Source organism: Actinoplanes xinjiangensis, assembly GCF_003148685.1.
GTDB lineage: Bacteria > Actinomycetota > Actinomycetes > Mycobacteriales > Micromonosporaceae > Actinoplanes > Actinoplanes xinjiangensis.
The window spans coordinates 249,964-273,564 of sequence record NZ_QGGR01000011.1; the positions used below are offsets into that span (position 1 = coordinate 249,964).

Genomic DNA, 23,601 nt, shown 5'->3' on the forward strand with positions numbered 1-23,601 from the left:
CCTACGCTGCGAATCCGATAAATTTTCGTATTCAGCTGAGGGGAGTGGCCGTGGACGTCGACGTCATCGTGGTCGGGGCGGGGCTGGCGGGGTTGGCCGCCGCGCATGAGATCACCCGGGCGGGTAAGACGGTCGCCCTGGTGGATCAGGAGAATGCGGCGAATCTGGGCGGGCAGGCGTTCTGGTCGTTCGGTGGGTTGTTCTTCGTCGGCAGTCCGGAGCAGAAGCGGGCGCGGATCGCCGACAGTGTCGAGTTGGCGTGGGCGGACTGGAGTGGCAGTGCCGGTTTCGACCGGCTGGCCGACGAGGATTCGTGGGCGGTGCGGTGGGCGCGGGCGTATGTGGAGTTCGCGGCGGGGGAGAAGCGGTCGTGGCTGTCGTCGCTGGGGTTGCGGTGGTTGCCGTTCGCGGGGTGGGCCGAGCGGGGTGATCTGCGGGCGGACGGGCACGGTAATTCGGTGCCGCGGTTCCACATCACGTGGGGTACGGGTACGGGGGTGGTGGCGCCGTTCGTGGCGTCGGCGGTGGCGGCGTCGGAGAGTGGGTTGCTGCGTTTCTGTCACCGGCACCGGGTCGACGAGTTGATCATCGAGGGTGGTACGGCGGTCGGTGTCCGCGGGAAGCTGCTGGCGGCGGATGACGGTGCGCGGGGGGTGCCGTCGAACCGGGAGGTGGCCGGTGACTTCGAGTTGCGGGCGCAGGCGGTGGTGGTGACGACCGGTGGGATCGGTGCGAACCACGATCTGGTGCGGCAGTACTGGCCGGAGCGGTTGGGTACGGCTCCGCGGGAGATGGTGACCGGGGTGCCGGCGTATGTGGACGGGCGGATGTTGCAGATCGCCGAGGATGCCGGGGTGCGGCTGGTCAACCGGGACCGGATGTGGCATTACACCGAGGGGGTGCGTAACTGGAACCCGATCTGGCCGGGGCACGGGATCCGGATCCTGTCGGCGCCGTCGCCGTTGTGGCTGGACGCGCTGGGCCGGCGGTTGCCGGCGCCGTTCTTTCCCAGTTACGACACGCTGGGCACGTTGAGGTATCTGCGGACGACGCCGGGGATCGCCGAGCACGACCATTCGTGGTTCGTGTTGACGCAGCGGATCATCGAGAAGGAGTTCGCCCTGTCGGGGTCGGAGCAGAACCCGGACATCACCGCGTCGGACCGGCGCGGGTTCGTCAAGCAGCGGCTGTTCGGTAAGGGCGCGCCGGGGCCGGTGGAGGCGTTCAAGGAGCACGGCGACGATTTCGTGGTGGCCGCCGGTCTGGACGAGCTGGTCGCGGGGATGAACGCGTTGACCGCCACGCCGCTGCTGGACGCGGCGACGGTGCGCTCGCAGGTGCAGGCGCGGGACGCGCAGATCGCCAACAAGGTGTCCAAGGATGCGCAGATCCAGGGGATCCACAATTCGCGCCGGTATCTCGGGGACCGGATCGGGCGGACCTCGACGCCGCACCGGCTGTTGGATCCGGCGGCGGGGCCGCTGATCGCGGTGCAGTTGCGGATCCTGACCCGTAAGACGCTCGGCGGGATCCAGACCGATCTGGACTCGCGGGCGCTGGGTGCCGACGGGGCGCCGATCCCCGGCCTGTATGCGGCCGGGGAGGTCGCCGGGTTCGGTGGCGGGGGTGTGCACGGTTACAACGCGTTGGAGGGCACGTTCCTGGGTGGTTGTCTGTTCTCCGGCCGGGCTGCGGGCCGGCACGTCGCGGGTGCCCTATAGCAGTAGGGTCGCTTCGACCTGGGGGTCGAGGCCGACGGTGGGCCGGTCGGTGCGTTGTGGTGCGCCGCCGGGTAGTGCGGCCAGCCAGGTCCAGGTGTCGGTGACGGTGTCGGCGACCGGCCGGCAGTGCAGTCCGGCGGCCAGGGCCCGGGTGACGTCGCCCTGGTGCAGGGCGGCGTGCAGCGGGCCGGGCGGTAGCCAGATCGGCAGGTGGGTCCATGGCTGGACGCCGGCGGCCAGGATGGTGCCGGGGTCGCGCCACCGTAGGTCGGCGTGGCCGCCGGTGACCTGGTTGGCGACGGTCAGTAGTTCACCCATGGTGGTGTGCCCGGACGGGCTGACCAGGTCGTACGGGCCGGTTCGGGCGGTGGCGGCGCTGTCGAGGACGAACGCGGCCAGGTCGCGGGTGTCGATGTATTGCAGTGGCAGGTCCGGCGGGCCGGGGGCGAGGGGGGGGCCGCCGCGGTGCAGCCGGTGCAGCCACCACGGCAGCCGGCCGATGTTCTCGTGGGGGCCGAGGATGAGTCCGGCGCGGGCCAGCAGCAGTGGTCCGGCGAAGGCCTGCGCGGCGTGTTCGCCGCGTAGTTTGTCGCCGGCGTAGCCGGGTTCGGTGGTGTCGACCAGTGGCGCGTCCTCGGCGCGCGCCGCGAACGGTGCGGTGGCGTGTTCGTCCAGGACGTACACCGAGCGGCTGGAGATGTAGGTGTAGTGTCCGGCCCGGCCGGTGAGGGCTCGGGCGGCGGCGCCGACGGCGGCGGGGTCGGCCGACCAGGTGTCGATGATCGCGTCCCAGGTGCCGCCGTCGAGGGCGGCCAGGCCGTGCGGGTCCAGCCGGTCACCGGTCAGGACCCGTACCCCGTCGACGGGGTGGTTGTTTCCGCGGTTGAACACGGTCACGTCGTCGCCGCGGGCCACCGCCAGTTCGGCGATCGACCGGCCGACGAAGCCGCTGCCGCCGAGTACCAGGATTCGCATGCCGGCAAGCGTGCCCGCCGTGGCGGCGACACGCCCACCGGTGTCTGCCGACAGCAGAGGTCAGTCGACGGCGAGGAACGTCTCGATCGCTTCGACGACGAGGGCGTGGTCGTCGGCCTGGGGCAGCCCGGACACGGTCACCACCCCGATCACCCCGGCGCCGGGGACCCGGACGGGGAACGCGCCGCCGTGGGCGGCGTAGCGGGCCGGGTCGACGCCCTGGGAGGCGTCGAGTTCGCGGCCCTTGGCGGCCAGCCGGCGGCCGACCAGGTACGACGATGCCGCATATCGGTAGACGACGCGGACCTTACGGTCGATCCAGGTGTCGTTGTCGGCGTTGGAGCCGGGCAGCCCGGCGTGGAACAGCTGCTGCGGGCCGCGGCGGATGTCGACGGCCACCGGTAGGGCCCGTTCGGTGGCCAGGTTCACCAGCAGGCAGCCCAGCGCCCACGCGTCGGCCTCGGTGAACGTGGGGAACACCAGGCGCCGTTCCTGATCTTCGACGGTGGCGATCAGCTTGTGCAGGTCCTCACTCATGCGCCCATTGTGCCGTTCACGTCTGTGTCCAGTGCAGGTAGCCGAGCCGGGCGATCAGCGTCAGCACCACGACCAGCAGGACGATGCGCACGAATCCGGCGCCGCGGTGTATGGCCATCCGTGCGCCGATCAGGGCGCCGGCGATGTTGGCGACGGCCATGCCGGCGCCGAGCAGCCAGGCCACGTGCCCGTTCGCGGCGAACACCACCAGCGCGCCGAGGTTGGTGGCGGTGTTGACGATCTTGGCCATGGCGGAGCCGTGCAGGAAGTCCGCGCCGACGATCGCGGTGAACGCCAGCACCAGGAAGGTGCCGGTGCCGGGTCCGATCAGCCCGTCGTAGAGGGCGATCAGGCCGCCGGCGACGGCGACGGCGGCGCCGCGGCGGGCGCGGGTGCGTCTGGCGGGGTGTTCGGTCAGGCCCATCTGCGGGCGGACGGTCACGAACACCGCCACCGTCACCAGTACGGCGATGATGACCGGCCGGTACGCCGAGGCGGGCACCGATCCGGCCAGTGCCGCCCCGGCGCCGGCGCACAGCAGGGCCAGTGCGGCCGACGGGCCGGCGACCCGCCAGTCGATGCGGGTGCGGCGGGCGTAGGTGAGCGCCGCGGTGGCGGTGCCGCAGATCGCCGCGAGTTTGTTGGTGCCCAGTGCGGTGGCCGTCCCGAGTTGGGGGGCCACGACGAGCAGGGCCGGCAGCAGTAGGAGCCCGCCGCCGCCGACGACCGCGTCGATCCAGCCGGCCGCCAGGGCGGCCACCAGGAGCGCGGCGATCACCTGCGGCGCTGTTTCTGCAGCCAGATGCCGAACAGGGCGCCGGCGACGAACAGTAACGCCAGACACAACAACGCCTTGAAGAACATCGCGTCCATCCCGTTGGCTAGGGTCGGCACGTGCGCCTGGCCACCTTCAACCTGTTGCACGGCCGATCATTGTCGGACGGCACCGTACACGCTGACCGGATTCATGCCGCCGTCGCCGACCTGGACGCCGACGTGCTGGGGTTGCAGGAGGTCGACCGGGCGCAGCCGCGGTCGGGGCTGCTGGACCTGACGGCGCTGGCCGCCGATGCGCTCGGTGCGGGTACCCACCGGTTCGCCGCGGCCGTGGTGGGTACGCCGGGGCAGACGTGGGAGCCGTGGCATTCCGGCGCCGACATCGGCCATCCGCAGTATGGGATTGCGCTGGTCAGCCGGTTTCCGGTGCAGCGGTGGCAGATCACCCAGTTGCCGGCGGCGCCGGTGCGGTCGCCGGTGTATGTGCCCGACGGTGGTCTGCTGCTGCTGCGTGACGAGCCGCGGGTGCTGCTGGCCGCGGTGCTGGACACCCCGGCGGGGCCGTTGACGGTCGCGACGACGCATCTGTCGTTCGTGCCGGGCTGGAACGTGCGGCAGTTGCGGGCGGCGGTGCGGGCGCTGCGGGGTCTGCCGGCGCCGCGGGTGCTGCTGGGTGATCTGAACATGCCGGCCGGGCCGGTGCGGGCGTTCACCGGGTGGCAGCCGCTGGCGCGGGCCGCGACGTTCCCGAGTCCGTCGCCGAAGACCCAGTTGGATCATGTGCTGGCCGATCCGCGTGGGGTTGCCGCGCTGGGCCGGGTCGTGCAGGTGCGCACCCCGCCGGTCGGTGTGTCCGATCATCGGCCCCTGGTGGTACGTCTCGACCGTTGACCCCCCTTGACCTTGTGGAGGGAACACCCGTGTTCACCGGTTTGAGTGCTTTTCCGCTCACCCCGCTCGACGACGACCGTCTCGACGAACGTGCTCTGGCGAATCTGGTGGGCCGGCTGGCCGGCGCCGGCGTCGACAGTATCGGCGCGTTGGGGTCGACGGGCTCCTACGCGTATCTGACGCGCTCCGAACGGGCCCGGGTCGCCGCGCTGGCCGTGGAGAACGCCGGTGGGGTGCCGGTGATCGTGGGGATCGGCGCGTTACGGACCCGGCATGTGCTGGAACACGCCGACGACGCCCAGCGTGCCGGTGCGGGGGCGGTGCTGCTGGCGCCGGTGTCCTATCAGCCGTTGACCGACGACGAGGTGTATCACCTGTACGAGCAGGTGACGGCGAACCTGTCGGTGCCGCTGGTGGTGTATGACAATCCGCGTACCACCGGGTTCACGTTCACCGACGAGCTGTATGCGGCGGTCGCGCGACTGGCGCACGTCGCGTCGGTGAAGGTGCCGCCGTTGCCGGCCGACCCGGCGATCGCCCGGGACCGGGTCACCGCGCTGCGGGCGCTGCTGCCGTCGCACGTCGGTATCGGGGTGTCGGGGGATCAGGTGGCCGCCGTGTCGTTGCGGGCGGGGTGTGACGCCTGGTATTCGGTGATCGCCGGGATCCTGCCCGAGTTGGCGTTGCCGATCGTGCGGGCCGGGTCGCCGGCGGCGGCGCGGGCGGCTTCGGATCGGCTGCGGCCGCTGTTCGAACTGTTCGCCGCCCACGGCAGTCTGCGGGTGGTCGCCGCCGTCGCCGAGCATCGGGGCCTGGTCGGGGCGGGGTGTCTGCCGTCGCCGTTGCGGCCTCTGGACGCGGCCGGTCACGCGGCGGTGGTGCAGGCGCTGGCCATCGTGGAGGCGACACCACCGGGCCGCGGCTGAGGTCACCGGTCAGCTGCCGGTCGCGGGCTGCCGGGTGGTAGCCCGCGACCGGGCTGGTCAGGGGGTGCCGGGCAGGGCGTGTGGCAGGCTACCGGCGCGGGTGCGCAGCTGGGATTCGGCGGCGGCGGCCCGGCGGCGCAGCCGGTCGGCCTCGGCGGTCAGGGCCTGCGCGCCGGTGTCGGTGAGGCGGTAGTAGCGGCGCAGCCGGCCGTCGACGGCCTCCTCGCGGTCCACCGCGATCAGCGACTGGTCGGCGAGGCGGTCCAGGGCGCCGTAGAGGGTGCCCGGCCGGAGGGTGACCTCACCGTCGGACAGGGTGCCGACGGCCTGGATGATGCCGTAGCCGTGCAGTGGCCGGGTGGCCAGTGCGGTGAGGATCAGCATCGTCGGTTCCTGCATCAGAGCGTCACCTTCCGCGGGGTGCGGCCGCGTGCCGGGAACGCGGCCGCGAGTGTGATCGTGGTCGCGGCCGCCAGCAGGCCCGCTCCGATCAGGGCGGCGGTGAACCAGGGTGTGTGCGGCCAGAGCCCGGACAGCCAGTCGGGGCCGGGCGGGCTGACGTGCGTCGAGGCGAGCCGGCCGTGGACGGTCAGGATGTGCACGTCGGCGCGGCCGTGGAGGGTGAAGGCCATCACGGTGTCGTCGTAGAGCGACCACACCGGGGCGAACAGGGCCGCGAACGTGACCACTGAGGCGAGGGCGGCGGGCCGTGACCGGTGGCGGGCGACCGCGGCGGCGATCAGCCAGCCGGTCACCGCGCCGGTGAGCAGCCCGGCGGCGATCAGCGGGAGCAGGCCGCCGGTGTCGTAGGGGGCCAGGTCGGTGGAGACCGACCCGGCCTCGCCGGTCACGGTCAGCCGCAGACCGTCGCGGACGGCCTGGAAACCGTGTTCGGGTGCGGCGGTGCCGGTGGCGAGGCGGTCGGTGGTGGTCAGCGGGTCGACCTGCCAGCCGTCGGCGGCGAGCCGGGCGCGGGCCTGCTCGCCGTCCCACACCGTGCCGGTGCTGCTGGTGCCCCACCACATCGGTACGGGGTCGGCGTCCGGTGGCAGCAGGTTGACGGAGACCGGCACGGTGGTGCCGGGCGGGAGACCGGCGGCCTGCGCGTGCAGGGCGCGGGCCGGTTCGGCCGGTGGCAGGCCGGCGAAGGTCTGCACGCCGGCCCACGAGCCGGCGGCGGCACCGAGCGCCCCGCCGGCCAGCAGTGCCAGCACCGCGGCGATCAGGGCCAGGGGGCGGTGGGCGGGTAGCCGGAATCGGTGACGCAGCCCGCTGGCGAGCAGATGCCAGGCGTCGGCCGGGCGGGGGCGGCGCCGGCCCGGCTCGGCCATCTCCAGCAGGGTGGTGACGATCTCCGCGCCGTGGGTGCGGCGGTAGGAGCGTGGATAGGCGTGCAGCAGCCGCCGGTAGATGCGCTCCAGGGCGGGGTCGGCGCGCGGCCAGTCGGATCCAGACATACCCCACACCGTACGGTCGCCGTTATATATCGTCAACCGAGCGGTAGGGGTGGGTTCGCGTGCCAGGCCGATACCCGGTTGCGGGACGGCCCCGACGGCGAGCAGAGTAGGAACGCAACCGACGCCCGAGAGATCCAGGAGCACCGTCCGGTGAAGTGAGAGACACCCGACCAGTCCCATATCGGTGTCACCCTCTGCCCTGGAGCCGCTCGTGCACGTCAAAGCAGTCAACCTCGCCCGCGCCCACGACGGCGACCTGCTGTTCTCCGGTTTCGACCTGGTGCTGCGCCCCGGCGACCGGATCGGGATCGTCGGCCCCAACGGCGCCGGCAAGACCACCCTGCTGCGGGTGCTCGCCGGCCTGCTCCCACCGACCGAAGGACACCTGAGCATCAGCGCCGGCACCCGGGTCGCGTACGTGCCGCAACGCATGCCCGACCCCGACGGCGCCGTCGGCGCGTTTCTCACCGCGGGCCTCGGCGAGCTCGCGTCGGTCACCGCCACCATGCGGGAGCTGGAGAAACGCATGGCGCAGGGCGACGATCTGCTCGACGCCTACGCCGCAGTGCAGGAACGCTGGACCGCCCTGCAGGGCTGGCGCGCAGAATCACGGCTCACCGAGATCCGCCAGCGCCTGGACATCGACCACCTCGACGACGACCTGCCGCTGCGCGCGGTCAGCGGCGGCGAACAGGCCCGGCTCATGCTGGCCCGCGCCCTGCTCGACGACCCCGACCTGCTGCTGCTGGACGAACCCACCAACCACCTCGACGCCGAAGGCGCCGCCTGGCTACGCACCTGGCTGCACGACTTCCCCGGCGGTGTCCTCGCGGTCAGCCACGACCGGGCCTTTCTGGACGAGGTCGTCACCCGCATCATCGAACTCGACGGCATCGACGAACAACCCCAGGACTACCCCGGCGGCGGCTACACCACCTACCGGCAGGAGAAACAGCGCCGCTGGGAGAAACTGCTGCTCGACTTCGAAGCCCAGGAGAAGGACCGGCGCCGCTGGGAAGCCGACATCGCCGCCACCAAGGGCTACGCCCGCAACGTCGAGATCAGCACCCCCGCCAGCGCCGCCGCACCCCACATCCGGCGCGTCGCCCGGCTGGTGGCCCGCAAGGCGAAGGTCCGCGAACGACGGCTGCGCCGCCAGATGGCGTCGGTGCAATGGATCGCCCGGCCCCGCACCCGGCCACCGCTGACCCTGGCGTTTCCCGCCGACACCGGCGAGCCGGGGGAGACCGTGCTGAAGATCCGCGACCTGACCGTACGGGACCTGCTGCGCCACATCGACCTCGACGTCAACCGCGGCGACCGGATCCTCATCACCGGCCGCAACGGCTCCGGCAAGACCACCCTGCTGCGCGCCATCGCCGACCAGCACCCCGACGTGGCCGTGCTACCGCAGACCGACGACGACCTGCGCGACACCACCACCGTCGTCGACTTCTTCCGCGCCCGCGTACCGGTCTACCTCGACGACGCCGAGAAACTGCTGCTCGGTCACCAGTTCGACACCGACCAGTGGACCCAGCCGGTCCGGGACCTGTCCGCCGGCGAACTACGGCGACTGCTGCTGGCCGTGCTGGTCAACAGCCCGTCGAGGATCCTGCTGCTCGACGAACCCACCAACTTCCTCGACTTCGCCGCCCTCGACGTCATCGAGGAAGCCCTGCGCCGCTACCGGGGCACCCTGCTGATCGTCAGCCACGACCGGTACTTCGCCGACGCCGTCGGACACCACCGGCACTGGCATGTCGCCGACGGACGGGTGATCGAGAACTGAGAAAATGACCGGCATGCAACTACAGCCGCACCAGGTGCTCCCCCCGGCCACCACCGCCGCGGCCACCGACTTCACCGAGGCATGGCTGGCCAACCGGCGACTGTCCGACCACACCCGCGCCGCCTACCGCCGGGACGTGACGTCCTGGCTCACCTGGTGCACCACCCACCAGGTCGACCCGCTGAACGCCACGTTCCTGCACGTCAACGCGTACGCCCGCGCCCTGGAGGCCCAGCCGCTGGCGCCGGCGTCGGTGGCCCGGAAACTGTCCGGCATCTCCAGCTGGTACGACTTCCTGCTCAAACTGCAGGCCGTACCCACCAACCCGGTCCTCGGCGCCGACCGCCCCCCACTCGACCGCGACCACTCCGCCACCCTCGGGCTCACCCCCACCGAGGTCGACGCGCTGCTGGCCGCCGCCGACCGGGCCGGCCCCCGCCCCCGCGCCATGATCACCATGCTGGCCGACCTCGGCCTGCGCGTCGGTGAACTCGTCGGCCTCGACCTGATCGACGTCGGCCACGACCGCGGCCACCGCACCGTGCGGTTCACCGGCAAAGGCGGCAAAGCCCGCCGCCGCGCCCTCACCCCCGGCGTGTCCGCCGCCCTCGACGACTACCTGCACGAACGCGGCCTGCACCCCGGCCCGCTGTTCGCCACCGCCACCGGCGCCCGCGTCGACCGGCACGCGGTGTTCCGGCTCGTGCGGCGCCTGGCCGCCGACGCCGGCATCGCCGAGGCCGGCCGGCTGTCACCGCACTCGCTGCGGCACGCGTTCGCCACCACCGCCCGCGCCGAAGGCGTCGCCCTCGAAGACGTCCAGGACGCCATGGGCCACGCCGACCCGCGCACCACCCGCCGCTACGACCGGGACCGTTTCAACCTCGACCGTGACCCCGCCTACACGATCGCCGCGGCCCGTGCCCGCCGCAACAGCCCGTGACCATGCCCCCTATGCTCTGAACCCGCGGCAACAGAGAGCGGGCGGGTTTTGAGCACGGAAATGAGCATCGTCGAGGCCGTCATCCTCGGCGCGGTCGAAGGCGTCACGGAGTTCCTCCCGGTGTCGAGCACCGGGCACCTGACGATCCTGGAGAAACTGTTCGGTCACACCATCGACGACCCGGACATCACCGCCTTCACGGTGATCATCCAGTCCGGTGCCGTCCTGGCCACCATCCTGTTCCTGCGTAAGGACATCGCCCGGGTCGTCCCGGCGTTCTTCAAAGGCCTGTTCAACAAAGCCCACCGCGACCACGAGGACTTCCGGTTCGGCTGGGCGGTGCTGCTCGGGTCCATCCCGATCGTCATCGCGGCCCTGCTGTTCAAAGACCAGATCGAAGGACCACTGCGCAGCCTCTGGTTCGTCGCCGGCGCCCTGATCCTGTGGTCGGGCGTGATGGCGTTCGCCGACCACGCCGCCACCCAGGTCCGCCACCAGCAGGACGTCACCTGGAAGGACACCCTCATCATCGGTGTCGTGCAGTGCATGGCCCTGATCCCCGGCATCTCCCGCTCCGGCGCCACCATGTCGGCCGGCCTGCTGCGCGACCTCGACCGGGTCACCGTCACGAAACTGTCGTTCTTCCTGTCCATCCCCGCCCTGGCCGGCGCGTCGGTGCTGCAGGGCGTCGAGGAGGCCGACCGGATCGCCACCGGCGTCGGCTGGACCAACACGATCGTCGCGACCGTCGTCAGTTTCGTCGTCGCCTACGCGTCGGTGACCTGGCTGCTCAAATTCGTGTCGAAACACTCGTACAGCATCTTCATCTTCTACCGGCTCGCGCTCGGCTCGCTGCTGCTGGTCCTGCTGTCCACCGGAACGATCTCGGCCAAGTGACCCCCGCGGACACAGCGCTCGCCCACGTGCGGGCGCTGTTCCCCGCCCCCGGGCCGGTCGTGACCGCGCCGATCACCGTCAACTTCCACCCCGACCGGCCCCTGGCCGACGGCCGTACCGTCATCGAACACCTGGCCGCCGACGGCATCTACCGCACCCAGTACGAGACCGGCATCTCCAACGGCGGTCTCGGCGGTGACCGGCCCGTCTGGGAACAACGGATGTTCGGCGACAGCGGAAGCCGGCCCGTCTACGGGGCCCTCAACCTGCCCGGGCACCCCGACGGGGCGGCACCCCGCTTCGGTAGCTGCCACTTCGTGCTGCGCGGCCACGTCACCGGGCGGGCCACGTTCAGCCTCGGCGACATCCACACCCTGCCCGAGATCCTCGGCACGGCCGCCACCTTCGGCGCCGTCTGGGACGGTCTGCTCGCGCAGGTCGCCCGTACCGGGCAGGCCCTGGGCGTCAGCGCCGACGACCCGCACACGTGGCAGGCCGCCCTGGCCGAACCGCGCACCACCGCCGGCCGGACCCTCGACGACTACGTCGAAGCGCAGGTCCACGGCGGCCTCAGCATCGCCGCCGACGTCGCCGCGGTCGTCGCCGACCCGTCGTTTCGCGGCACTGCCATCGAGGCCGGGCTACGCCGCCTCGGCGTCGCCGTGCACTGGCACCACGGCCTGCAGCTGCCGGCCGAACAGTTCCCCGACGATCTGCGCGGCCCCGAAGCGGCCCTGCTGGCCCGCGAGATCGCCGCCCGCTACGGTGAGCCCGTCCTGAACGCGGAGATCATCGGCCGGGCCGCCCGCGACGGCGACCCACCGCAGATCGTCAAATACCTGTGGCACATCCTGGTCATCCTGGGCCGGCCAGCCTAGCCACCAGCTTCTCGCCGTCCGGCCACGGCCCGAACCCGGAACTGGAATCCAGATGACCGACCGGGCCCGCGTCGAACAGCTCACCACCCCAGTCTCGGGCCAGCTGCTGCCCGTGGGCGAACGTGCCGTGCGGATCGTCGCGGCTGACCACCACGATCGACCGGAACGGCAACGGCTCGCGCGGGACGTCGCCGGTCTGCGGCGGTGTCACCAGCAGCGCCGCCGTCACCGGGCCGGTGAACTGCCGCGCCCACCACGCCACCGTCAGGCAGCCGGCACTGTGCGCGATCAGGATCGCCGGGTCCTGCGACGCGGCCACCGCCGCCTGCAACGCCGCCACCCGGTCCTCGACCAGATAGGGCGCACCCGGCGGCTCCGGCGCCCACCGGTAGTGCCGGTGCGCGCGCGCCCACTGCCGCGACCAATGGTTCGCAAACGGCACCCCGCGGCCGGGTACCAGCAGAAAACGGGTCACCCCCGGCAGCGTAACGGCAAACGTGAATACCTGCCGTCATCGCGGCGATGCCCTATCGTCGTGCGGGTGCCCGACCCCATCTTCACCCACCCACGACTGGCCGCCGTCTACGACACCTTCGACGGCGACCGCGGCGACCTGCAAGCCTACGAGGACATCGTCGCCGAACTCGGCGCCCACCGCATCCTCGACTTCGGCTGCGGCACCGGAACCCTCGCGGCCCGGCTCGCCGGCTCCCACGACGTCACCGGTTTCGACCCGGCGGCGGCGTCGCTGGACATCGCCCGCACCAAAACCGGCACCGTCACCTGGACCGGTGACCTCACCGGCCTGACCGGTTTCGACCTGGTCCTGATGACCGGCAACGTCGCCCAGGTGTTCCTCACCGACGACGACTGGCACACCACCCTGCGCACCCTGTTCGCGGTACTGCGGCCCGGCGGGTTCCTGGTCTTCGAGACCCGCCGGCCCGAATACCGGGCCTGGGACGAATGGGCCCACCGGCAACCGCAGACCCGCGACGTGCCCGGCGTCGGCCGTGTCGAACAACGGTTCCAGCTCACCGGCGTACGGCTGCCGCTGGTGTCGTTTCGCTACACGTACACGTTCGGCGACGGTGAGGTCCTCACCTCCGACTCCACGCTGCGTTTCCGTGACCGCAACGACCTCGACGCCGACCTCACCGCCGCCGGCTTCCGGATCACCGACGTCCGGCAGGCCCCCGACCGGCCCGCCCGCGAGCGGGTGTTCCTCTGCGAAAGACCCTGATCCGGTACGGCCGGCACCGCGCCCGGATTCAGGCGGCCTCGACCGCGAACGTCTCCGGCGGCGGCAACTCCCGCGGTTCCTCGTCGATGCCGGCCCACTCGATCCCGCCGAGCAGCTCACCGCCGTCGGCGTCCACGATCGTGTAGAGGAACAGACTGGTGTGACCCTCGTACGGGAACCCGTTGACCTTCGGGTTCATCCCGAACCCGCGGCCGGCCTCGAACTCGATCGACGGGCACCCGCACGCACAGCCGGCGACCACCCGCGCCCCGGCCGCCTGCTTTCGCAACGCCGCCGCGCCGTCGAAGTCCACCGCCAGCAGCGCCGCCAGCACCGCCCGTTCCCGCCCGGTCAACTCCCTGGATTCCACACCCCCATTCTCGATCTGCGTGCGGCGGCGCCACCAGGGGGACTCCTATCCTTCGCTCATGGAACCGGTGAACGTGCTGGCGCTCGGGATCGACCTTGATCTGGTGCCGACGCAGGACGGTGGGCGCGCGACCCTCCTGCCCGGCGGTCATGCCCGGGACAGCCGGTTCACGTATCGGCCCAACTGGGCGCTGCCCGGCTGGCCGGCGGCAAAGCAGACCGCAGGACCCGTGCTGGGCTTCTCACGCACCGACCTTCGCCCCGGCCACAGCGCCCGGGCGATCGTGGTCGCGCTGTTTATCCAGCACACTCCGCAATGGCGGGACGTGGGCCCGGACGAGGTACTGCGCATGTACGAAGGCTCGCGACTCTGCGGTCACGGGCGCGTCGCCTGGGTCGAGCCCGCCACCTGGCCGCTACCCGACGACGAACAGGACCGCCTGGCCGCGTGGCTGACCGCGACCTGACACGCCCGACCCGTGAACCCGCCGGCTCCGGTGCCGGCGGCCTCAGACGAGGGTCGCCCGGGCGATGCCGCCGACCTCCGGCCCGGTACGGGCGATGGCCAGGCCGCCGGGGGACCAGATGGCCGAGCAACCAGCCGTCTCGGTGTACACGTCACCGGTCGGGCCGGCGAAACTGGCGAAGACGACGAACGACCGGCAGGTGCGGGCGATGACCACCGCACGGGCCTCCTGCTCGGGTAGCTCCTCCGGGCGGTGCACCAGGCCGGCGAGGTAGGCGTCGACCCGCAGCGCCGCAGTGCCCGCGATGTGTTGCGCCGCGCCGGTGTCCTTGCAGATTCCCAGCCCGAACCGCCACCCGTCGATCTCGAGCACGGTAGGTCCGTCGCCGGCCCGGAACCGTTGCGGTTCTCGACCGCCCAGCCAGGTCTTGCGGTAGACGACCCGCACCCCGGTGGCGTCGACGGCCAGCATGGCGATGAAACGATGCTCGGCCTCCGCGACGACAGCACCGGCCAGAGCGACCGAGCCCGTCGCCGTGCAGGCGCCCACGAGCGGTGTGAGCGCGGGGTCGTCGCACCTGATCGGGTCGGCGTCGAGTTCGTATCCGGTCAACGACAGTTCGGGAAAGACCACCACGCGGGACCCGGCGGCCTGGACGGCTTCGGCGTGGACCAGGGCGTTACCAGCGGGGTCCCCTGGGATGCAGGCGGGCTGAGCGGCGGCGATTCGTATCTGCGATGCACGCATCCCGACATGATCACCCGTCGGTTAGCCTGCCTGCCATGCGCATCGCCGTGATCTCTGATCTGCACGGGAATCTGCTGGCTCTGGAGGCGGTACTCGCCGACATCGAGGACCGCATGGTCGACACCGTGGTCAACCTCGGTGATCTGATCTCCGGCGGGCTGGCTCCCGCGGCGACGGCCGACCGGCTGATGCAACTGGGCCAGCTGACCGTGCGCGGCAACCACGAACGCCAGCTGCTCCAGCATCGCCGTGAACAGATGTCCATGTCCGACCGGTTCGCTCATGACCAGCTCACCGAAGCCCATCGCGCCTGGTTCGCGTCGCTGCCGTTGACTGCCGAGATCACGCCCGGCGTGCTGGCGTTCCACGGCACCCCCCACGACGACGTCGTCTACCTGCTGGAGACAGTCGATCCCGACGGTGCCAGGCCCGCCACGCACCAGGAGATCACGGCCAGACTCGGCGAGTACGCGACGTGGCCGCTGCTGCTGTGCGGCCACACTCACCTGCAGCGGCAGGTACGCCTCGGTACGGGCACGCTCATCGTGAATCCCGGAAGTGCGGGCTGGCCCGCCTACGACGACGACGCGCCGTACCCGCACGTCATGGAATCGGGCAGCCCCCATGCGCGCTACGCGATCGTGGACGACACGAACGGACGCTGGGAGGCCGACCTTCTGGCCGTGGAATACGACTGGGAAGCCGCGGCACGGCTGGCGGACAGCAACGGGCGCCCGGACATCGCGGGTCAACTGCGTACCGGGCGAGCCCGTTAGAGCCCGCCGCTTCCCGCCGCTTCCCGCCGGTGGCGAGGGGCGTTTGACGCGCGCCCCGGAAGGCCTCTACAAACGACGCATGACCGAGGACCGTGCCGCGCTCGCCCGGACGATCATCGACGCCAACGGCTACCTGACACTCGCCACCGCCGACACCGACGGCCGGCCATGGGCGACACCCGTCTGGTTCGCGGCCGACCGGTACACCGACTTCCTGTGGCTGTCACGCACGTCGACGCGGCATTCGGCCAACATCGCCGACCGGCCACAGGTCGGCATCGTGATCTTCGACTCGGCCGCACCGATCGGCTCGGGACAGGGCGTCTACATCGAGGCACTGGCCGAACCGGTCCCGGCCGCGCAGACAGCGGCCGCGATCACCGTCTACTCGGACCGGTCAGTGGCCGCCGGCGGCCGTGAGTGGCAGGTGAGCGACGTCGCCGCACCGGCCGCGTTCCGGCTCTACCGGGCCCGGGCGACGGCACACTACCTGCTCGACGACCACGACAGCCGCGTCCCGGTCGACCCGGCCGGCACCGGCGGAGATCACCGGTGACGTGCGGGCGCCGCTCGCGGTGACTGGTCGACCACGACAGCCGCGTCCCGGTCGACCCGGCCGGCACCGGTGAGTGCGGGCGCCGCTCGCGGTGAGCTGCCGGTTCACCACCCGCACCGGGCCCGCCTACGGCGGCCGGCCTGATGTCCTACAGTCCAGAGGTGAGCAAGCGTGCGCGCCCCGGTGTCAGCAAGCGGGATCGGCCGGGTGGGAGACTGCCGGACCCCGCACTGCTGTGCCTGCCGTGCATGATGCTGGGCACCGTCCGGCAGGCCTGGACGATCAGTGACGGGCGGGCCTGCTGCATCCGACACGCGGTCGAGGACGCCGGCCTCGACGACGACATGGCCGAACACGACCTGTTCGTCGTCCTCTACGAGGCGCTGCGGCAGCAGGGACACCCCGACGCCCACTGAGACGGCCCGGCCGTCAGGTGCGCCGCGACCGCCCGGCGGGCCGGCGGCTGCCGGTGAAGTCGTACCGGCGCAGGTCCCGGCGGATCCGCAGCGCGGTCAGCACCGTCAGCAGCAGCGCCCCGGCGGCCGCCAGCGCGTAGGTGCACCGATGCAGGGCCGGTGACGGCTGCCCGACCTCCGGCGGGAACCAGCCCAGCGGATCGAGAACCGCGACCATCCGGTCACCGGCACGGATGTCACGGTCGGCGAAGAACAGCACCTCACCCAGATCCTCGCCGGTGGCCGCGGTCTCCACCACGACGAGCTGATGGCCTTGCCGGGACACGCCGTCACCGGCGGTCACCACCACCGGCACCCGACGGCCGGCGAGGTCCAGGTAGGTGGCCGACACCCCGACACCGACCGCGACGGCGAACAGCAGGGTCACCACACCGATCCCGGTGAACCAGCCGGGCCGCCGGTCGAGTCTGTCCTCACCGGCGAACCACACCATCACCGGCACGACCAGACCGGCCACCATCGGCAGCACCGCGACGGACATCAGCGCGGTCGAACCCGACCCGGTCAGCGCTGCGACCGCGACCCACGCCGTCAGGCACGCGAGCAACGCACCGAGGGACAGGCAGATCTGTCGCAGGATCAGGCGGTTGCGGGGCACGGCCACATCCTGCCCCGCCCACGCAACCACGCCCGCCTATCGAGCAAGATCGGCCGGGCACGGCCGGTCGGTGACGAAACTGTTCACCACCAGCGCCGAGTTCAGCGGCTGCACCCCGGGCGGTGTCGCCAGCACGCCGTCCTCCAGACGGGCATAGGCGTCCAGGTCGACGGTACGGATCACCGAACAGCCGCTGGGCGAGCAGCACGTGGCGGATCGCGGTGACGGCCGACCCGTAATCTGCAGGCGAGCGGTCGGCATCCGCCGCTGGAATATCCCCGGCCGGGGCCCGTGCGGGCGGCATTGCCGTGGCCGCGCAAGAATGCGGCGGTGAACAGCGAGGCACGGCGTGCGGTGGTGGCCACCCTGATCGAACTCGCGGCGAGTCCGGACTACCGCGACCGCGCCGACGCGGGGCGTTGCCTGGCCGGGTTCGCCGAGATGCCCGAGGCCGGCCGGGCACTGTCGGGTCTGGTGCTCGACGCCGGTGACACGTTCGTCACCCGGGAGACGGCGACGGCACTGTTGCGGCGGCGGGACACGGCCGGGTTCGCGGCGGTCGCCGCCGCCCTCGCCGTGGCCGACGCCCACCACAGCGACTGGATCCACACCGCGGTCCTCGACGTGTTCACGGTGTTCGCCCGCGATCGTGACGCCGCGCTGCGCGCGTGCGAGACGTTGTCCCGCGACCCCGACGACCATATCCGCCGCGGCGGGCGCCAGTTGATCGACATGCTGCAGGAGATCGACCCGATCCTGCACTGAACCGACACCCCGACCGCGAAGGGCGGGCGACGACGGTGAGCATCCGGTCCGATCGAGCGTGCTGTCCGGGGCGCCGGCACACCGGCGAGCAGGCAACCGACGCCGCCCGGATCGACGTCGGTGCGCAGCGCGGTGGCCGGCAGGTCCTGTGCCGGGAGATCGGGGCCGGTACCCGCCGGCGGCCGCCCGCCGCGGACCCGGCAGTTGCGGGAGGTGTGGTCCGGTGGGGCGGCCGACGGCGTACAGAATCGGGGTTATTGATCTTCCAAGGCGGCCTTGACCAGGGCCAGAGCCGCCTCGGTGGGGATGCCGAGGGCCCGCACGCGTGCGGCGTAGGCGTGCGCGGCCCGCTGTGCCTGGCCGGAGGTGTTGCCGGCCTTGGCGGTGATCACCGTGCCGAGCCGGCCGCGCGTCTCCACCAGGCCGGCCTGTTCCAGTTCGCGGTAGGCGCGGGCCACCGTGTTGACCGCCAGGCCCAGGTCGTCGGCCAGCCGGCGTACCGGCGGCAGGCGGGTGCCGGCGGCCAGTTCACCGTCGGCGGCCAGCGCGGCGATCCGCATCCGGACCTGTTCGTAGGGTGGGGTCGCGGACGCCGGGTCGATGGTGATGTTCATCAGATCAGCTTGGGCGGGGTGTTACCGACGGCCACGATGGCGCGCCGGATCGGGACGAACGCCAGGAGTACGCCGCCGACCAGGAAGAACACGACCAGCGACACGATGCCGGCCCGGTAGCTGTTGGTGAGCTGGAAGATCAGGCCGAAGAACAGCGGGCCGAGCCAGCTGGTGCCCTTGTCGCTGATCTCGTAGAAGCCGTAGTACTCGCCTTCCTTACCGGCGGGGATCAGCTGGGAGAACAGGCTGCGCGACAGGGCCTGGCTGCCGCCCATCACGATGCCGATACCGGCGCCGAGCAGCATGAACGGGATCGGTTCGCCCTCCGGCAGGAAGTAGGCGGCCGACACCACGCCCAGCCACAGCGCCAGCGCGATCAGGATGGTCTTGCGGGCGCCGATGCGGGTCGCCAGCGCGCCGAGAGCCAGCGCACCGCCGAACGCGAGGAACTGCACGATCAGGATGGTCAGGATCAGCGCCGACTGTTCGAGTTTGAGTTCCTCGGTGCCGAACTGGCTGGCCAGGGCGATGACGGTCTGGATGCCGTCGTTGTAGATCAGGTAGGCGCCCAGGAACGCCAGCGTCAGCGGGTAGGCGCGCATGCCCTTGATGGTGTGGCCGAGCTGTTTGAACCCGTCGGTGAGCACGTTGCCGCCCAGGCGGGGTTTGGCCGCGGCGCCGGGGTGTTCCCGCAGCCATATCAGCGGGACGATGGTGAACGCCGCCCACCAGACACCGGCCGACACGATCGACCAGCGGGCCAGGTCCAGGGTGCGCTGCGCGTCGCCGTCGCGGGACAGGCTCATCACGGCGACCAGGTTGAGCAGCAGCAGGACACCGCCGCCGAGGTAGCCGATGGCCCAGCCGCGGCTGGAGATCCGGTCGCGGTCGTCCGGGCCGGCCAGCTGCGGCAGGAACGAGTTGTAGACGACGATCGCCGCACCGAAGGAGATGTTGGCGACGATGAACAGCAGACCGCCGAGCAGGTAGCGGTCGCCGGTGACGAAGGCCATCGCGACGGTGGCGGCCGCGCCGGTGAACGCGGCGCCGGCCAGCAGCGGCTTCTTGCGGGGGGCGCGGTCGGCGATCGCACCCATCACCGGCAGCACGAACACGGTCAGCAGCACCGACAGGCTGACCAGGTACGCGTAGTAGGAGCCCGCGGCGACCGGGATACCGAGCGGGCGCACGGTGCCGTCGCAGGTGTCGGCGTCGATGGCGCAGCCGGCGGCCCGTTCGGTGATGCTGGTCAGGAACGGCCCGAGGAACACGGTGATGACGGTGGTGGAGAACGCGGAGTTCGCCCAGTCGTAGAAGTACCAGCCGGTACGTTCGCGTCTGGGCGCGAGGGTGGTGCTGTTGCCGTCGACGGCCATCGGGTGCGCTCCTGGAATGTGGTCGGTGCGCGGACATGATGCCACCCCGGCGCCGTCAGCGGGAGACGCGGATCACTGTTCACCCGTCGTCCACCAGCGGGCCAGGGCTGCGGTGGCCGGGTCGTCGGAGGCGGCCAGGACCGTCCACGGGTCGGCGCCGTCGGGGATCTCGATGCCGGCGTACGCGGCCAGCTCCTGCGGGGACACGGTCTCCACCGGCGGCAGGAAGCCGGTGGGGTCGCCGGCACCCAGGGTGGTGGCGTCGATCCAGGGGAAACCGTCGACCGGTTCGGGCAGGTCGACGTCGAGAGCCGGCGGGAAGACCGGGTCGTCGGCGACCGCGGCGAGCTGCTCACCGGCACCGTCGAGGTCGGGCACGTCCACGTCGGGCAGGTGCGCGTCGGGCACGTCCACGTCCGGCAGGTCCCACGTGTCGTGGTCGAGCGGCTCGGGCGCGGCGACGTCGTCGTGGTGGGGCGGGTCGAAGTCGAACGCGTCGTCGTGGTCCCAGTGGTCGGTCATCAGGCCTGTCCTTCATCGGTGGGGGTGGGAGTCAGGGAACGGGCCCGCAACAGGGCTTCGTCGGCGACCCGCAGCCGGGCGGCGGCGGTGTCCCGGTCGGTGGTGGCCGCGGCCCGCCGCCGGGCACGCCCGGCGGCGTCCTCGGCGGCGGCGGCGTCGATCTCGGCGATCAGCGCGTCGAGTTCGCGCAGCCGGCGTTCGATCGCGTCGTCGAGAGCGACCGACAACGCGTACTGCAGGTCGGTGAACCGGCCGCTGATCTCGTCGGTCAGCGCGGCCCGCGCCTCGGCGAGCACGTCACGCAGCCACGTGTGGGCGTGCCGGCGGTCGGTGTGCACGCGGCGGCGGTAGATGACGTACCCGCCGGCGGCCAGGCCCAGACCCAGGCCGGCGAACGGGATCAGCAGCCCGGCTCCGGCGATGCCCAGGGCGGACACGCCGAGCATCGCGCCGCGCCCGGCGATCAGGGCGATCCCGCCGGCGGACAGGGCGATCAGCATGTTGTCGCCGGATCCGTCGCGCGGTGGGCCCGCGGTCAGGGTGTGCCGCAGGGTGGCGCTGACCCGGGCCGGGTCGAACGAGTCGGCCAGCACCTTCTCGGCCACCTCGCGGTAGGTGTCCTCCAGAGTGGTCGACAGTTCCGCCGCGACGGCCTGCAACTGGGTGTCCAGGTCGTCGGGCAGCGCGGTCAGCGTGTCACCCTTGGCGGCGTCGATGCGTACCGCGTAGTCGTGCTGGACCTCGGTCAGCCGGGTCCGCAGCCGGCCGACCACGGCGACCCGGGCGTGCTGGATCTCGGCGTTCAGTTTCAGGGTCCACTGCCGGGACTCGGTGCGTTTACGGGCGGCGAGCGCGGCGCGTTCGGCGCGGGTGGCGGCCTGGGCGGTGGCGTCGGCGGCGGCCGCCTGCACCCGTTCGTCGGCGACGTCGCGCAGCCGGGTCAGGTCGCGGTGGGCGGCGCGCAGCACGTTGGCCAGGCGCAGCTGGTGGCCGCGGCCGGCGAGTTCGACCAGGGCGTGCTGCAGGGCCGGCACCTTCGACTCGGTGGCCAGGGCGTCGCGGGTGGCCGGGTCGGCCGACAGGGCCAGCTCGGCCAGGCGTGCCGACACCGGGAACCAGGGGGCGGCGGCGAACCGGGGTGCGTGCGCCTGCAGCAGTGACCGGTTGTCCTCGGCGATGGTCCGCCACTGCCCGAACGCGTCGATCTTGGTGAGGGCGAACACGACGGCGTCGACGCGTTCGGTGGCCGCGGCCAGGAAGTCGAGTTCCGGCTGCGACAGCGGGGCCGACGCGTCGGCGACGAACAGCAGGGCGGTGGCGCGGCGGACCGCGTCCAGCGCGATCGTGGCGTGCACCGGGTCCAGACCGCCGGCGCCCGGGGTGTCCAGCAGGGTCAGATACCGCAGCAGCGGCGCCGGATGGGTGACCTCGATCTTGCGGGTCCGCTGGTGGCCGCGCGCCCACGACGACAGGTCGTCGACCTCGACCTCCTCGCCGCCGGGCAGCCAGGCGCGGGCGGTGAACGTGTCGCCGGGTACGAAACTCAGATACGCCGCGGTGGTCACGGCCGCGTCGACCGGTGACAGGCCGGGCACCCCGAGCAGTGCGTTGACCAGCGAACTCTTACCGCGTTTGGTTTCCCCGACGACGACCACCCCGGGCCGGGTCAGGTGGGCGCGGCGCAGCTGTGCCAGGTCGGCGGCCGCGTCCGGGTCGGCGGTCCGCAGATACGACAGGGTGTCGCGGACCGCGGTGTCCAGCAGTGTGGTCAGATCCTGCACTGGCGCACCTCCTGGGCGAGCAGCTGGAACCCGCGGTGCGCGACGTGCGCGATCCGGGCCTGCGCCGGCCCGGCCCCGTCGACGGCGTAGGCCCGCCAGCGGCCGGCGGCGGCGACCGCGGCGGCGGCCAGCGCGGTGCCGTCGGCGTCGGGCAGGTCCAGGATCCAGCGCGGGTCGGTCGAGGTGGCCAGCCGGATCAGCTGCTGCTCCCAGTGCGCCGGCAGCGCCACGGCACCGGTCGCGGCCCGCTGCGCGGCGTCGAGCAGCCGCAGCCGGTGGTAGGCCGGGTCACGCAAAGCCTGCTCGACGGCGTCGCGGATGGCGGCCCGGTTCTGCCGGTCCAGCGAGGCGAGGCGTTCCAGGCGGGTCAGCGCCCAGCCGGCCTTGATCGCGTCCGAGCGCCAGCGGAACGTCTGGTCGACGGTGGTGGTCAGCCGGGCCAGACCGGACGCCGCCGACAGCCGCCGCACCAGCTCGCCGGTACCCAGCCGCGGCTCGGCGGCCAACTGGGCGCAGGCGAACCCGATGCCGTACAGGTCGAGCCGGGTCAGTAGCCGTTCGCGCTGGTCGGCGCTGATCGGGGCGGGCCGGCTGCGGAACAGGTCGGCCGACAGCAGCAGCAGGGTGAGGTCCGCCGGCGCCAGCGCGGCGAGCCGGGCGAGCGCGTCGCGGTCGGCGCCGGTCAGCCGGCCGGCCTCGGCGGTCTCGGCCAGCAGCCCGGCCACCGGCACGACATCACCGACGGTACGGGCCAGCAGTGCCGCCTGCTGCTGCGCCAGCGGCCCGGCGACCGGCCACGGGTCACCGGCGCCGCCGGCCAGCGTGTCGATGCGGCCCAGCACCCCGATCGCGTTGATCGGGCTGGTCGCCAGCCGGGCCGACGCGGTGTGGAAGGCCTGCAGCGCCCGCACGTCGTCGGCGCGGACCGCCTGGGTGAACACGTAGATGACCGCCTCGGCGGCGGCGACCTCACCGGCGGAGTCGTCGTCGATACCGACCGCCGCCTCGGCGCGGGCACTGCCGGCCGTGTCGGTCGACGCCAGGCCCGGCGTGTCGACGACGGTCAGGTCCCGCAGCCGGTCACTGGTGAGCGCGACGTCGACATACGCGATGCGCACCGCCGGCACCCCGAGCCGGTCCGGCACCATGCCGTCCTCGTCCAGCGGCAGGCTGTGCCGGGCCCCGTCCCGGGTGACCACGTCGATGCGATCGGCGGCCCCGTAACGGAATCGGGTGACCACGCGAGTGCACTCGCCGGCCGCGGTGGGGGCGACCCGACGACCGATCAGGGCGTTGACTAGTGTCGACTTTCCGGCTTTAAGGCGGCCTGCGATCGCCACACGTAACGGATCGTGAAGACGGTTGCTAATCTGCTGGACCTGTTGACCAGCATCGGAGGAAACCCGGGTGACGATCTCGTGACACAGAGTCGCGATTCCGGAGGTGAGCGGGCCGTTCACTTCGACTCGTCAGCGCAGCACACCGTCGGCGACAATGTGCCTATCGCGGAAGTCGGC

Annotated in this window: 28 protein-coding genes; 13 read left to right on the forward strand and 15 right to left on the reverse strand. The window is 72.0% G+C overall.

Going from position 1 to position 23,601, the window contains the following annotated elements:
- Window positions 1–50 precede the first annotated feature (50 nt).
- Window positions 51–1,721 carry an FAD-binding dehydrogenase gene (locus tag BC793_RS25165; protein ID WP_109596459.1) on the forward strand — a complete coding sequence of 557 codons (1,671 nt, stop codon included), beginning with the start codon at window positions 51–53 and terminating at the stop codon, window positions 1,719–1,721.
- On the opposite strand, the gene BC793_RS25170 is transcribed toward BC793_RS25165, so the two are convergent.
- Genes BC793_RS25170 through BC793_RS25180 form a run of 3 tightly spaced genes read right to left on the reverse strand, consistent with a single transcriptional unit; the run spans window position 1,716 to window position 4,011 of the window.
- Window positions 1,716–2,696: an NAD-dependent epimerase/dehydratase family protein gene (locus tag BC793_RS25170; RefSeq protein WP_109596330.1), complete on the reverse strand. Its 981-nt coding sequence runs from the start codon at window positions 2,694–2,696 to the stop codon at window positions 1,716–1,718. The genes BC793_RS25165 and BC793_RS25170 overlap by 6 nt on opposite strands.
- Before the next feature lie 60 nt (window positions 2,697–2,756).
- Window positions 2,757–3,233: a heme-degrading domain-containing protein gene (locus tag BC793_RS25175; RefSeq protein ID WP_109596332.1), complete on the reverse strand. Its 477-nt coding sequence runs from the start codon at window positions 3,231–3,233 to the stop codon at window positions 2,757–2,759.
- A 16-nt stretch (window positions 3,234–3,249) separates the two neighbouring features.
- On the reverse strand, window positions 3,250–4,011 hold the full coding sequence (locus tag BC793_RS25180; RefSeq protein ID WP_109596334.1) for a sulfite exporter TauE/SafE family protein: 762 nt from the start codon (window positions 4,009–4,011) through the stop codon (window positions 3,250–3,252).
- Between the two features lie 116 nt (window positions 4,012–4,127).
- Here BC793_RS25180 and BC793_RS25185 point away from each other — a divergent pair, with 116 nt between their 5' ends.
- Window positions 4,128–4,901, forward strand: coding sequence for an endonuclease/exonuclease/phosphatase family protein (locus BC793_RS25185; protein ID WP_109596336.1), 774 nt, complete (start codon window positions 4,128–4,130; stop codon window positions 4,899–4,901).
- 29 nt (window positions 4,902–4,930) lie between these two features.
- Entirely contained in the window at window positions 4,931–5,827 is an 897-nt protein-coding gene (locus BC793_RS25190; protein ID WP_109596338.1) for a dihydrodipicolinate synthase family protein, read from the forward strand.
- A 57-nt stretch (window positions 5,828–5,884) separates the two neighbouring features.
- On the opposite strand, the gene BC793_RS25195 is transcribed toward BC793_RS25190, so the two are convergent.
- Both BC793_RS25195 and BC793_RS25200 read right to left on the reverse strand, forming a co-directional pair.
- Window positions 5,885–6,226 carry a PadR family transcriptional regulator gene (locus BC793_RS25195; protein ID WP_109596340.1) on the reverse strand — a complete coding sequence of 114 codons (342 nt, stop codon included), beginning with the start codon at window positions 6,224–6,226 and terminating at the stop codon, window positions 5,885–5,887.
- Window positions 6,226–7,284 (reverse strand): hypothetical protein, encoded by a 1,059-nt coding sequence (locus BC793_RS25200; protein ID WP_109596342.1) that lies wholly within the window; start codon window positions 7,282–7,284, stop codon window positions 6,226–6,228. Before BC793_RS25200 ends, BC793_RS25195 begins: the two co-directional genes overlap by 1 nt.
- A gap of 211 nt (window positions 7,285–7,495) precedes the next feature.
- On the opposite strand from BC793_RS25200, the gene BC793_RS25205 reads away from it, so the two are divergent.
- From BC793_RS25205 to BC793_RS25220, 4 genes are read left to right on the forward strand one after another with little or no spacing between them, the layout of a single operon-like run.
- Complete coding sequence (locus BC793_RS25205) at window positions 7,496–9,076, forward strand: ABC-F family ATP-binding cassette domain-containing protein (protein ID WP_239170323.1); 1,581 nt, start codon at window positions 7,496–7,498, stop codon at window positions 9,074–9,076.
- Between the two features lie 4 nt (window positions 9,077–9,080).
- Window positions 9,081–10,019, forward strand: coding sequence for a tyrosine-type recombinase/integrase (locus BC793_RS25210; protein ID WP_203896367.1), 939 nt, complete (start codon window positions 9,081–9,083; stop codon window positions 10,017–10,019).
- Between the two features lie 60 nt (window positions 10,020–10,079).
- Complete coding sequence (locus tag BC793_RS25215; RefSeq protein ID WP_109596346.1) at window positions 10,080–10,916, forward strand: undecaprenyl-diphosphate phosphatase; 837 nt, start codon at window positions 10,080–10,082, stop codon at window positions 10,914–10,916.
- Window positions 10,913–11,794 carry a DUF3626 domain-containing protein gene (locus BC793_RS25220; RefSeq protein WP_239170322.1) on the forward strand — a complete coding sequence of 294 codons (882 nt, stop codon included), beginning with the start codon at window positions 10,913–10,915 and terminating at the stop codon, window positions 11,792–11,794. The genes BC793_RS25215 and BC793_RS25220 overlap by 4 nt, the downstream gene beginning before the upstream one ends.
- Here BC793_RS25220 and BC793_RS25225 read toward each other — a convergent pair.
- A complete protein-coding gene (locus tag BC793_RS25225; protein ID WP_158319355.1) occupies window positions 11,772–12,269 on the reverse strand; it encodes an RBBP9/YdeN family alpha/beta hydrolase in 498 nt (165 codons plus the stop codon). The two genes, BC793_RS25220 and BC793_RS25225, sit on opposite strands and share 23 nt — an antisense overlap.
- Before the next feature lie 66 nt (window positions 12,270–12,335).
- Here BC793_RS25225 and BC793_RS25230 point away from each other — a divergent pair, with 66 nt between their 5' ends.
- Window positions 12,336–13,037: a class I SAM-dependent DNA methyltransferase gene (locus tag BC793_RS25230; RefSeq protein ID WP_109596465.1), complete on the forward strand. Its 702-nt coding sequence runs from the start codon at window positions 12,336–12,338 to the stop codon at window positions 13,035–13,037.
- A 28-nt stretch (window positions 13,038–13,065) separates the two neighbouring features.
- On the opposite strand, the gene BC793_RS25235 is transcribed toward BC793_RS25230, so the two are convergent.
- Window positions 13,066–13,407 carry a hypothetical protein gene (locus BC793_RS25235; RefSeq protein WP_109596350.1) on the reverse strand — a complete coding sequence of 114 codons (342 nt, stop codon included), beginning with the start codon at window positions 13,405–13,407 and terminating at the stop codon, window positions 13,066–13,068.
- A 58-nt stretch (window positions 13,408–13,465) separates the two neighbouring features.
- Between BC793_RS25235 and BC793_RS25240 the strand changes: the two genes are divergently transcribed.
- On the forward strand, window positions 13,466–13,873 hold the full coding sequence (locus BC793_RS25240) for a hypothetical protein (RefSeq protein ID WP_109596352.1): 408 nt from the start codon (window positions 13,466–13,468) through the stop codon (window positions 13,871–13,873).
- Window positions 13,874–13,915: 42 nt separating this feature from the next.
- Here the strand turns inward: BC793_RS25240 and BC793_RS25245 are convergent, their stop codons facing one another.
- The gene (locus BC793_RS25245; protein WP_109596354.1) at window positions 13,916–14,620 is read right to left on the reverse strand and encodes a carbon-nitrogen hydrolase family protein; all 705 of its coding nucleotides are present in this window, start codon (window positions 14,618–14,620) and stop codon (window positions 13,916–13,918) included.
- Window positions 14,621–14,655: 35 nt separating this feature from the next.
- On the opposite strand from BC793_RS25245, the gene BC793_RS25250 reads away from it, so the two are divergent.
- The 3 genes from BC793_RS25250 to BC793_RS25260 all read left to right on the forward strand — a co-directional run bounded on the left by BC793_RS25250 (window position 14,656) and on the right by BC793_RS25260 (window position 16,368).
- Complete coding sequence (locus tag BC793_RS25250; RefSeq protein WP_109596356.1) at window positions 14,656–15,396, forward strand: metallophosphoesterase family protein; 741 nt, start codon at window positions 14,656–14,658, stop codon at window positions 15,394–15,396.
- 79 nt (window positions 15,397–15,475) lie between these two features.
- Window positions 15,476–15,952 carry a pyridoxamine 5'-phosphate oxidase family protein gene (locus BC793_RS25255; protein WP_109596357.1) on the forward strand — a complete coding sequence of 159 codons (477 nt, stop codon included), beginning with the start codon at window positions 15,476–15,478 and terminating at the stop codon, window positions 15,950–15,952.
- Between the two features lie 161 nt (window positions 15,953–16,113).
- A complete protein-coding gene (locus BC793_RS25260) occupies window positions 16,114–16,368 on the forward strand; it encodes a hypothetical protein (RefSeq protein ID WP_109596359.1) in 255 nt (84 codons plus the stop codon).
- A gap of 13 nt (window positions 16,369–16,381) precedes the next feature.
- On the opposite strand, the gene BC793_RS25265 is transcribed toward BC793_RS25260, so the two are convergent.
- The gene (locus BC793_RS25265) at window positions 16,382–17,026 is read right to left on the reverse strand and encodes a hypothetical protein (protein WP_146246437.1); all 645 of its coding nucleotides are present in this window, start codon (window positions 17,024–17,026) and stop codon (window positions 16,382–16,384) included.
- Window positions 17,027–17,062: 36 nt separating this feature from the next.
- Window positions 17,063–17,209 carry a hypothetical protein gene (locus BC793_RS49730; RefSeq protein ID WP_158319356.1) on the reverse strand — a complete coding sequence of 49 codons (147 nt, stop codon included), beginning with the start codon at window positions 17,207–17,209 and terminating at the stop codon, window positions 17,063–17,065.
- A gap of 147 nt (window positions 17,210–17,356) precedes the next feature.
- On the opposite strand from BC793_RS49730, the gene BC793_RS25270 reads away from it, so the two are divergent.
- Complete coding sequence (locus BC793_RS25270; protein WP_109596466.1) at window positions 17,357–17,791, forward strand: hypothetical protein; 435 nt, start codon at window positions 17,357–17,359, stop codon at window positions 17,789–17,791.
- A gap of 254 nt (window positions 17,792–18,045) precedes the next feature.
- Here BC793_RS25270 and BC793_RS25275 read toward each other — a convergent pair whose 3' ends face one another.
- The 5 genes from BC793_RS25275 to BC793_RS25295 form a co-directional block, all read right to left on the reverse strand.
- Window positions 18,046–18,405: a GntR family transcriptional regulator gene (locus BC793_RS25275; RefSeq protein WP_109596363.1), complete on the reverse strand. Its 360-nt coding sequence runs from the start codon at window positions 18,403–18,405 to the stop codon at window positions 18,046–18,048.
- Window positions 18,405–19,781, reverse strand: coding sequence for an MFS transporter (locus BC793_RS25280; protein ID WP_109596365.1), 1,377 nt, complete (start codon window positions 19,779–19,781; stop codon window positions 18,405–18,407). Before BC793_RS25280 ends, BC793_RS25275 begins: the two co-directional genes overlap by 1 nt.
- A 72-nt stretch (window positions 19,782–19,853) precedes the next feature.
- Window positions 19,854–20,303, reverse strand: coding sequence for a hypothetical protein (locus tag BC793_RS25285; RefSeq protein WP_109596367.1), 450 nt, complete (start codon window positions 20,301–20,303; stop codon window positions 19,854–19,856).
- The gene (locus BC793_RS25290) at window positions 20,303–22,084 is read right to left on the reverse strand and encodes a dynamin family protein (RefSeq protein ID WP_109596369.1); all 1,782 of its coding nucleotides are present in this window, start codon (window positions 22,082–22,084) and stop codon (window positions 20,303–20,305) included. Before BC793_RS25290 ends, BC793_RS25285 begins: the two co-directional genes overlap by 1 nt.
- Window positions 22,072–23,544, reverse strand: a complete 1,473-nt coding sequence (locus tag BC793_RS25295; RefSeq protein WP_109596371.1) for a dynamin family protein — start codon at window positions 23,542–23,544, stop codon at window positions 22,072–22,074. Before BC793_RS25295 ends, BC793_RS25290 begins: the two co-directional genes overlap by 13 nt.
- Window positions 23,545–23,601 lie beyond the last annotated feature (57 nt).